The 8,279-nt window shown below is 56.9% G+C and carries 11 protein-coding genes; 7 read left to right on the plus strand and 4 right to left on the minus strand.

What is annotated here, in order from left to right:
• Positions 1-216: 216 nt before the first annotated feature.
• Entirely contained in the window at positions 217-630 is a 414-nt protein-coding gene (locus ACREAY_RS07635; RefSeq protein WP_431755175.1) for a nuclear transport factor 2 family protein, read from the plus strand.
• Between the two features lie 92 nt (positions 631-722).
• Positions 723-1,832 carry a homospermidine biosynthesis protein gene (locus ACREAY_RS07640; protein ID WP_431755176.1) on the plus strand — a complete coding sequence of 370 codons (1,110 nt, stop codon included), beginning with the start codon at positions 723-725 and terminating at the stop codon, positions 1,830-1,832.
• Here the strand turns inward: ACREAY_RS07640 and ACREAY_RS07645 are convergent.
• Complete coding sequence (locus tag ACREAY_RS07645) at positions 1,815-2,201, minus strand: hypothetical protein (RefSeq protein ID WP_431755177.1); 387 nt, start codon at positions 2,199-2,201, stop codon at positions 1,815-1,817. The genes ACREAY_RS07640 and ACREAY_RS07645 overlap by 18 nt on opposite strands.
• Positions 2,202-2,281: 80 nt before the next feature.
• Between ACREAY_RS07645 and thpR the strand changes: the two genes are divergently transcribed.
• The 5 genes from thpR to ACREAY_RS07670 are packed head-to-tail and all read left to right on the plus strand — an operon-like array spanning position 2,282 to position 6,257.
• Entirely contained in the window at positions 2,282-2,830 is a 549-nt protein-coding gene (gene thpR / locus ACREAY_RS07650; RefSeq protein ID WP_431755178.1) for an RNA 2',3'-cyclic phosphodiesterase, read from the plus strand.
• On the plus strand, positions 2,827-4,155 hold the full coding sequence (gene cca, locus ACREAY_RS07655; protein WP_431755179.1) for a CCA tRNA nucleotidyltransferase: 1,329 nt from the start codon (positions 2,827-2,829) through the stop codon (positions 4,153-4,155). Before thpR ends, cca begins: the two co-directional genes overlap by 4 nt.
• Positions 4,118-4,873: a serine/threonine protein kinase gene (locus ACREAY_RS07660; RefSeq protein ID WP_431755180.1), complete on the plus strand. Its 756-nt coding sequence runs from the start codon at positions 4,118-4,120 to the stop codon at positions 4,871-4,873. The genes cca and ACREAY_RS07660 overlap by 38 nt, the downstream gene beginning before the upstream one ends.
• A 37-nt stretch (positions 4,874-4,910) precedes the next feature.
• A complete protein-coding gene (locus tag ACREAY_RS07665) occupies positions 4,911-5,648 on the plus strand; it encodes a proteasome assembly chaperone family protein (RefSeq protein ID WP_431755181.1) in 738 nt (245 codons plus the stop codon).
• A complete protein-coding gene (locus ACREAY_RS07670) occupies positions 5,649-6,257 on the plus strand; it encodes a DNA-3-methyladenine glycosylase family protein (RefSeq protein WP_431755182.1) in 609 nt (202 codons plus the stop codon).
• Here the strand turns inward: ACREAY_RS07670 and ACREAY_RS07675 are convergent.
• The 3 genes from ACREAY_RS07675 to ACREAY_RS07685 all read right to left on the minus strand — a co-directional run bounded on the left by ACREAY_RS07675 (position 6,247) and on the right by ACREAY_RS07685 (position 8,097).
• Positions 6,247-6,762 (minus strand): DUF6659 family protein, encoded by a 516-nt coding sequence (locus tag ACREAY_RS07675; RefSeq protein WP_431755183.1) that lies wholly within the window; start codon positions 6,760-6,762, stop codon positions 6,247-6,249. The genes ACREAY_RS07670 and ACREAY_RS07675 overlap by 11 nt on opposite strands.
• Before the next feature lie 73 nt (positions 6,763-6,835).
• The gene (locus ACREAY_RS07680; RefSeq protein ID WP_431755184.1) at positions 6,836-7,576 is read right to left on the minus strand and encodes a 50S ribosomal protein L2; all 741 of its coding nucleotides are present in this window, start codon (positions 7,574-7,576) and stop codon (positions 6,836-6,838) included.
• A 35-nt stretch (positions 7,577-7,611) separates the two neighbouring features.
• Entirely contained in the window at positions 7,612-8,097 is a 486-nt protein-coding gene (locus ACREAY_RS07685) for a VOC family protein (RefSeq protein ID WP_431755185.1), read from the minus strand.
• Positions 8,098-8,279 lie beyond the last annotated feature (182 nt).

Consider the following 8,279-nt stretch of genomic DNA (forward strand, 5'->3'; position numbering starts at 1 on the left):
GGAAAAAGCCAAGAATCTCAGGCCCCTACTTGAGCAGATGGGAGAATATCCTACACGGTACTGCGCCGCAGACGTATTCAAAGACAGAAAACCCAGGAGCTTCAAACAAGCTCTAGGGGTGGAAAGCAACGTCATGGTAACCTAGTGAGATACATTCTACCTGCTTACCCAAAAGTTACTTGCTGATTTTTATCGACATTCTAGCTATGAAATATGATGAGTAAAGATTTGCTGCCACCTTTTGATGCAGAAACGGCAAGAGCTAAAGTAAAGGCAGCGCAAGACGCATGGAATACAAGAAATCCAGAGGTTGTGGCAAGAGCCTACACAGAAGATTGTGAATGGAGAAACCGAACTGAATTCTTTACAGGACGCCGGGCGATAATTGAATTTCTCAAGCGCAAATGGGCAAAAGAACTTGACTACAAGTTAATGAAGGAATTATGGTGCTATACAGATAATCGAATATCAGTACGTTTTGAATATGAATGGCGTGACGCAGAAACTGGTCAATGGATGAGGACTCATGGAAATGAGCACTGGGAATTCAATAAAAATGGGCTTATGTGCAGGAGGGACATGAGTGCGAATGATTATCAGATCAACGAATCAGAACGTCGTTATCGTTGAAAGTAGTAGCGTTGGAGGTCAGCAAGCTGGGCGGAGCTGCAAGCCTGCGGAGAACAGAATTTTTTAAAAGGGAGTGCTTTTCTACCAAAAGGGTGCACGACCACAACCACGGCAGCGACCTGCGCCATTCTTTCACTGGCCGCAAGCTGGAACCGCCAACGGTTTCCGCAAACATGACCGTTAAAGATTTGATAAAATTCTACGGCGCTACCGGCTACAACGCCCGCAGGCTTGCCGAGGCTGCTGAAACGCTTGAGGACATGATAAACGCCAATTCCACAGTCTGCCTCACGCTTGCCGGCGCCATGACGCCGATAGGCATGGGCAAGTCCATATCTGCCATGATTGAAGCCGGCTTTATCGACTGGATAGTGGCGACAGGAGCTAACGTCTACCACGACCTGCATTTCGCCTACGGCCTGCCGGTCAGGCAGGGCCACTTTGACGTCGACGACGACGTCCTGTATGCAAAGCAAATAGTGCGCATCTATGACGTCTACATAAAAGAGCTGGAAACGCTGCAGGCGCAGGACCTCCTGGTTCAAAAGGACATGGAAGAAAGGTCGGGCGAGATCCCGGCCAACGCGTCCACCGCCGACATCGCATACGCGCTAGGCAAGGCCGCCAAAGAGAACGCGAAATACCCGGAAAAGTCGTTCCTTGTAAAGGCGTACGAAAACAACGTGCCCGTATACATGCCGGCGATAGGCGACTCTTCAATCGGGCTCAACATGCTGCCCCTGCTCTTTGAGGGCAAGGGCGTCTTTCCAAACACCATCCTCGACGTCGCCGAATCCGCTGCCATATTGTGGAAGAGCGACAAGTCAGGGGGGCTCGAGCTGGGCGGCGGGGTGCCCAAGAACTTTTTCCAGCAGACCGGGCCGGCGCTCTACCAGATATTGAAGATAAAGGAAGGCGGGCAGGACTATTTGATCCAGCTGACCGACGCAAGGCCGGACACCGGCGGGCTGTCGGGCGCGACTTTGCAGGAAGGCAAGAGCTGGGGCAAGATCAAGACCTCGCACAGCGGCAACGTCATCGTGTACGGCGACTCGTCCGTCTATTTCCCGTTGCTGTGCTCGTACGCGCTGTCGGTCTGCCAAACAAGAAAGCAAAAGCAGATCTATGCCAAGAAGGACAGGTGGGTCGAGGAGATGAAAAAGATCTACTTCAAAAACAAAAAGTCAGGAAAACGCCTCTGACTTTACGACCCACTTGCCTGACTTGGTCTTCATCTCTATCTGGCCGACGAGGTTGCCGCCAGAGTAGACCTTGGCAAACTCGGATCCGGCGCCAAACATGGACACCAACAGGTCCGTCTTTTCATGGTAGCCCGACTCTAGCGCCTTTATGCGCAGCTTGCCGCTTGCCCGCTTTATCAAGTTGCGCGCGGCCGGCCAGTCGCCCTTCCACGATATCATCTCAAAGCCGCCAAACTTTGTCGTCTGCACCGCGTAGCCCTGCAACTTTGCTTCAAAGTTCACCTTGTTCTTTTTTGCGTATTCGTTCATCCACGCCACCGCCTTCTCACCCTTGCCCTGCTCGACTGCAAAGCTGTCAGCGCCTGCCACGCCTGCAATTGGCATTGGCAATTATTTAATCGGTTGCGCTCGTGCAAAATAATATAAACAAACTTTTTCCAAGGTCACCTGTGCGGGCATTCGTCGCAGTCGACGCAACAAGCAATGAAATTGCAAATTTGCAGAAGGAAATGATCTCAGGCCTGAGTGCCAGGGACATCAAGCCCGTCAACCCAGACAACTTTCACTTTACACTCATCTTCCTTGGCGAGGTGGGCGAACAGCGGGTGGCAAGCGTCGTGGAAAAGCTTGCCGAAATAAGGTTTGAGCCGTTTTCAATAACGTATACCGGCGTGGGCGCTTTCCCAAGTCCCGGCAACGCGCGGGTCGTGTGGGTGGGCATAGACGAGGAGGGGTCGACCAAGCTTGCGGCCCTTGCAAGGAAGGTTCTTGCCAAGATGTCTGAAGTCGGCTTTAGGCCGGACAAGCCGTTTTCGCCCCACCTCACGATATTTCGGGCAAAGAACAGGCACGTCAGGGTCAATGTCGCCAGGTACGCGGGCAAGACGTTTGGCTCTACGCTGGTCGACAGGGTGCACCTGAAAAAAAGCGACCTGTCGCCTGCCGGCCCCACGTATTCCAACGTTTATACCGCGACCGCGGCAGAGGAGCAGGCATGAGCATGCAAGACGTGCTTGCAAACGCGACCGCGCTGTCCACCCCGACTGCAAAAGAGGCGGCCAAGATAGCCGCAGTCGCGGAGGAGGCCAAGAGACTCGTGGATAGGCAGGCAGGCGGAGAGGTTGCAGGAGTAGTGTTTGGCGGGTCGTTTGCCAAGGGCACATGGCTCAGGGGCGACGCCGACGTCGACATTTTCATAAAGATAAAGCTGGGCGTCGATGAAAAGAGGTTTGAAGAGCTGGGCGTCGATATGGGCAAAAAGGCCCTGAAAAAGTACAGCCCGCAGTTGCGCTATTCCGACCACCCGTACGTCGAGGCCGTCATGAAAGGGACGAGGATAAACGTCGTGCCCTGCTACGACGTCGAAAAGGGCAGGTGGAAGAGCGCGGCCGACAGGTCGCCTTTCCACACGCAATACATCGTCGAGGCGTTTGACGACTCGAAAAAGGGCGAGGTGAGGCTCTTGAAAAAATTCCTGAAAGCGGCAGGCATCTATGGCGCCGAGATATCGACCGGCGGCTTTTCCGGCTATGTGTCAGAAGTGCTGGTGGCCAATTTTGGATCGTTTGAAGGCGTGCTCAACGCTGCCGCCGAGTTCAAGCAGGGGCAGGTGATAGCGGTGGGCGACTATGACGTCGACGTGGTCAAGGGCTTCCAGAGCCCGGTCGTCATAATCGACCCCGTCGACCCGAGGCGCAACCTCGGCACGGCGGTGTCGCCGGAGAGCGCCGGCAGGCTCGCGCTTGCCGCCCGCGCATTTCTCAAAAAGCCGTCAATGAAGTTCTTTGCGAGGCAGCCGGCCAAAGTCAATAGGCGGCTGTACCCAAACATCGTTGCAGTCGAGTTTTCGCACCGCAAGCGCAGCCCCGACACCATCTGGGGCCAGATGAAGCGCAGCGCAAATTCGCTGGCAAAGCAGCTAGAGCTTGCAGGTTTTGTAGTCTTTCGCCACGCCTGCTCTACCGACGAAGAAACCAGCGGCGCGTTTGCGTTCATGCTAGAGTCGCTCACGCTCCCGCCCTATGCGGCAAGAAAGGGCCCCGAGATCTTTCGCAGAAGCGACACGGACAGCTTTGTCGCCAAGGCAAACGGCCCCTTGGCAATGTGGGCCGACAAGGAGATCCGCGTCTCCATGATTGCACGGAGAAAAGAGACCGACGCGACGAAACTGTTGCGCGGGCTGCTGCAGAAAAAAGACAGCGGGATCGCCAGAGACATGATAACCGGCAAGCTCCAAATTTATAGCGGGGGCGAGCGAAGGCTGTCGGGTCAGGTGAAAGCGGCCGTTGACGAGCTTGCATCAACAGAAAGCCTCATCTTTTAAAGTAGGCGCGCGCGAGCTCGCGCAGCTGCTCACATATCCTCGCTACAGCGAGGAGGAGCATTCGTCGCGCGTCGCCGAGCTTTTATCGCTTGGAGTCACAGAGATATTGCTTGGCGGCAAGACCCAAGTCGCCAACGTCAACGTCGCCGGCAAGGGACAGGTCGGCATCGTAGTAAAGGCGCGTTTTGGGGACAAGATATGCGCGCTCAAGGTGCGCAGGACGGACGCCAACAGGGAGACCATGGACGCCGAGGTGCGCCTCCACAGCATCGCAAACGGCGCCGGCGTTGGGGCAAAACTCTACGGCCATTCGGCCAATTTTATCACGATGGAGTTTGCAAAAGGCGCAAACATTGTGCAGTGGGCGCAGGAAGCAACCAGAAAGCAGGCGCAAGAGACGGCGGCGTCGATACTGGAGCAGTGCTACCGGCTCGACAGGGCAGGCGTCGACCACGGCGAGCTGAGCAGGGTCGACAGGCACGTAATCATAGACGGGAGCGGGCCAACGATCATCGACTTTGAGAGCGCAAGCACGGAGCGCAAGATGAGCAACGTGTCTGCCGCAGGCCAGGCGCTCTTTGTGTCCGGCCCAGTCGCCGCCATGCTGAACAAGCTTGTCCCGGTGGACAGGGACGTCGCGGTAGCCGCGCTGAAAAAATACAAGTGGGACCAGACGCGCGCAAACATGGACGAGCTATTGGCGCTGGCCGGCGTTTGACGCGCAGCTTTTTAATCTGGCACGGGGTATGTTTTTCGTGGCCGAACCCCCCATAGAGGTGCGCAAGCTCCGCAACGTGAATATGAAGGGAGGCATCGTCGTCGACGGCTTTCCAAGCGTTGGGCTGGCAAACGCGATTGCGACAGAGTGTCTGATACACACGCTAAAGACAGAGCTTGTGGCCCTTGTCGACTCGCCGGCATTCCCGCCACTTTCAATCATCCGCAACGCCATGCCCAGCTTTCCCGCGCGCGTTTATGCGAGTGAGGAGCTAAAGCTGGCAATGTTTGTGTCAGAGCTCAACCTTGACCCGTCGCTGTTCCGCTCCGTGGCAAGCACGATGCTGGACTGGGCGCTCAACAGCAATTGCGACCTCATCGTGAGCGCGGCAGGCGTGCCGTACGGCGAAAAAGAGCCGCAGCCAGACTCGCCGGCAGTATATGCCGTCGGCAGCACGCCAAACGCGCTGAAAAAGGCGACGGACGCGGGCATCCCGGCCACCCTCAACGGCTCGGTGTCTGGCATCCCGGCCATCCTCCTCAACGAGGGGGCGTGGCGCAACTATGACGTCATCACGCTTTTGGTAAAGGTGGCCCCCGACGCGCCGGATTTCAGGGCGGGCGCGGCCATTGCTGAGGCGCTGGCCAAGATCGCCCCGGGGGCCTCATGCGACGTAAAGGCTCTGCTAAGGGAGGCTGAAGGGATGGAAAAGATCCTGAGAAAGATAAGGAACGATCAGGGCCTGGCGCAAAAGTCGGAGCAGATGTACGGCTAGATGCAGCATGCAATCTTGCACCTGACGGCCGCCGACGCCAGGCTCGGCGCCATAATTGGCACCGTGGGCGGCTACACCATAAAATGCGGGGGCGAGCCGTTCCGGTCCCTCGTCGAGGCCATAATCTACCAGCAGCTGGCCGGAAGCGCCGCGGACGCCATCTCTGCGCGCTTTATGAAATTATACAGGGGCAGGTTCCCTGCGCCGGCGCGCCTGCTGTCGACGCCGGACGAGACGCTCAGGACGGCGGGACTTTCAGGAAGAAAGATAGAGTACATGAAGGACCTTGCCGCCAGGGTTTCAGAGAGCCGGCTCGACCTTGCCGGCCTGGCGGCGATGAACGACGAGCAGGTAGTCGAGCAACTGTCAGAGGTAAAGGGCATCGGCAGGTGGACGGCCGAGATGTTTTTGATATTCTGCCTCGGCAGGTCCGACGTCCTCCCCGTCGGCGACTATGGCCTGCGCAGGGCGATGCAGAAAACGTACAGGCTGCGCGACCTGCCTGCACCGGAGCGCATGGAAAAGATAGCCAAGCCGTGGCGGCCCTACAGGAGCGTCGCCACATGGTACATGTGGAAGTCGCTTGAAAAGTTCAAGGCTATCGGCTGATTTCCTGCACCAGCACCTGTACCAGGTTCACGTCAAGGTCGAGCTGTTCGGCGATCATCTCCTCTGAAATCCCGGATTCCAGCAGGTTGCGCAGCATCTCTTTCTTTTCCGGGTTGACGACGTTGCTTGGCGGATACAGCGACAGCTCATCCTTGACCGACTTTACATACTCGTGCACCTTTGCCGCCACCTCGTCTGCCATGGCGTCAGACTCCATTGACAGCACGACTATGTGGTCCTTGACCGGCACGCTGATGATGTTGACGCTGTCATAGTTGTAGACGACAGACTTTAGCTCGCCAAGCTCTTTTGAAAACATCTTGCGCAGGTCGACGATGTAGGCCGACTGCGCCAGGCTTATCTCGGTGCTCTTGTCGGATAGCTTATTGGGCGCGTCCTCCCTCCTGACGCCGGCATAAAGGTGGCCGGACTTTTCAACGACGCCGGCAAACCTGATCTTTGGATGCAATGCAAGGATATTCTTGGAAAACTGTTCTGCCCTCATTACAGGGCATACGAAAGCGATGAAATATAGGCTTTACGAGCACTTTTCAAAAAAAAGGGAAAAAGAGTCCCGCTCAGCCCTTGTGCGGGACGTCCTTTACCCTGCCGCGGCCGGTCTTGCGCGGCGCAATGTTGCCGACCTTGCGTCCTGGCGGCGTGGTCCTACCGACTGACGACTGGCGGCCGATGTGCTGGTGCCTTCCGCCTCCGTGCGGGTGGTAGACGGCTGCCTGCGCAATGCCCCTGACCGTCGGGTACAGCCGGCCGTGCGCCTGCATGTATTTCGCCCGTGAGCCGGCCTTCAGGAACGGCTTTTCCTTCCTGCCTGCGCCCGCGATTGCGCCTATCATGGCCCTGCATTTTGCGTTAAGTGTAAGGAACCTGCCGGACGGGAACTTGATCGTCACACCTTCGGTACCGTGCGCAAAGACGATTGCGGCCGAGCCGGCCGACTTTATCAGCTTGCCGCCGTCGCCGGCGTTCTTTTCAATGTTGCACACCACGGTGCCGTCAGGGACCGACTCTAGCGACAGGACGTTGCCCCGAGTCGCTGCCGTGCCCTGGCCGAGCTCTATCACGCTGCCGACGGTCGTGCCTTCCGGCGCCGGGACGTACGAGTAGCGGCCGTCGTCGTAGAAAACCTTGGCCAGCGGGGCGTCGCGCCCGCGCTCGTGTACGATGTCAACTATTGTGCCCTTGTGATGCTCTCCAAGCTTGAAATTGGGATACTTTGCCGGTGCGATCTTGCCGACGATGATTGCGCGGAACTGCTTGCCTCCACGCCCGCGGCGGCGCACTAGTGTTCGCTTGCCCATTTACTATCCAGTGAAAAGCCGGCCGATAGGTGATTTTAAGCTTGTGCCTTGCCCATGCTGGCCATGAACTCTTCGCCTGCCTTTTTCATCTGCTTGGCAGTGAGGTTCTTTTTGCGCGTTGCTATAGCCCACATGTGCCCAAAGGGGTCCGTTAGCCCGCCCATCCTGTCGCCCCAGAAAGCGTCCATCACCGGCATGGTTGAAGTTGCGCCTGCCTTTACCGCCTGGTCGAACACCTTGTCGACGTTCTTGACGTACAGGTAGATGCTAGAGCTTGCGCCGCCCACCGTCTGCGGGGAGAGAGCCTGCATCTGGGGCATCTCGTCGGAGAGCATGAGGTGCGAGTCGCCTATCTTTAATTCGGCGTGCATGATGGTCTTGCCGTCAGGCAGGTACATGCGGCGGAGCATTTTGGCGCCAAACGCCTTTTCGTAGAACTTGATCGCCTGGTCGGCGTTTTTCACCACCAACGCAGCGGTGATAGAGTGATAACCTCTTGGGACAGGGCTTACTTTTGCCATGCAGGCATGGGCGTGCCGGGCGTTATTAAGCATTGTCGCCGTGCTTTATAGCTGCCATTTCTTGCCGCGGCCTGCCAGTATGCGTGCCAATTATTCCCATATCCACAAAAAATATATGATTAAATTGGATGCTTTCTATTGTAGATGAGCAAGTCCAGAGTGGCCAGTGCCAACCCCAAGCA

This window comes from Nitrososphaera sp. (assembly GCF_050748925.1).
Classification (GTDB): domain Archaea; phylum Thermoproteota; class Nitrososphaeria; order Nitrososphaerales; family Nitrososphaeraceae; genus Nitrososphaera.

What these genes read in the sequence shown, in the direction of transcription:
- ACREAY_RS07635 (WP_431755175.1), top strand. Translation starts at nt 217, where the DNA reads ATGAGTAAAGATTTGCTGCCACCTTTTGATGCAGAAACGGCAAGAGCT.
- cca (WP_431755179.1), top strand. Translation starts at nt 2,827, where the DNA reads ATGAGCATGCAAGACGTGCTTGCAAACGCGACCGCGCTGTCCACCCCG.
- ACREAY_RS07670 (WP_431755182.1), top strand. Translation starts at nt 5,649, where the DNA reads ATGCAGCATGCAATCTTGCACCTGACGGCCGCCGACGCCAGGCTCGGC.
- ACREAY_RS07675 (WP_431755183.1), bottom strand. Translation starts at nt 6,762, where the DNA reads ATGAGGGCAGAACAGTTTTCCAAGAATATCCTTGCATTGCATCCAAAG.
- ACREAY_RS07680 (WP_431755184.1), bottom strand. Translation starts at nt 7,576, where the DNA reads ATGGGCAAGCGAACACTAGTGCGCCGCCGCGGGCGTGGAGGCAAGCAG.
- ACREAY_RS07685 (WP_431755185.1), bottom strand. Translation starts at nt 8,097, where the DNA reads ATGGCAAAAGTAAGCCCTGTCCCAAGAGGTTATCACTCTATCACCGCT.